The organism is Treponema sp. R8-4-B8 (assembly GCF_054786175.1).
The window spans coordinates 1-509 of record NZ_BDHE01000304.1 but is presented as its reverse complement, the minus strand read 5'-3'; the positions used below and the strand labels follow the sequence as shown (position 1 = coordinate 509).

At 42.2% G+C, this 509-nt stretch carries 1 protein-coding gene; it reads right to left on the bottom strand.

Annotation, left to right across the window (positions count from 1 at the left end; all coding sequences use genetic code 11):
• A partial coding sequence (locus ACYVRA_RS08510) for a hypothetical protein (protein ID WP_461252291.1) occupies nt 1-509 on the bottom strand: 509 nt, incomplete at both ends.

Sequence of the window (509 nt, the reverse complement as noted above, 5' to 3'; positions counted from 1 at the left end):
TACAAAAATAGGCGACTTTTTATCAGGCTCGCCTATCGCGTAAAGTTTCGGCTCTACCTGAATTGGTTTTTGCGGGTCCGTATAAATATTTTGGCGTAATGTAAACAACGGCATAAGTTGCGCGGGATCAAAAGTTGGCATAACTATTATTCCACCAAATTTATCAATCTCCGTAACTGCGGCTACAATGTCGTCCGCAGAGTTTCCAGTGTTGATAAATTTCAATGTCGCGTAACCAAGAGCCTTGATATTCTTTTTAAGCGCTGCTTTTCTTGCGATTGAATTTGTCTGAAAATTTTCGGCGAGAGAATGAGTTTGAAACTCAATAATTAAATCGTTAAAACCGCTCTCCTTTATTTTTGCCGTTAATTCTAAAACGCCGTCAATGTCCGCCGCTGTAACCGCAAGCACTTGATTGTCCCTTTTCGCAATTTTAACCGCTTCTTCAGCAGTATCCGCCGTTATGGCGCATAAAACGCTTTTGGACCTTGCTACCGCCGCGGAAGCTT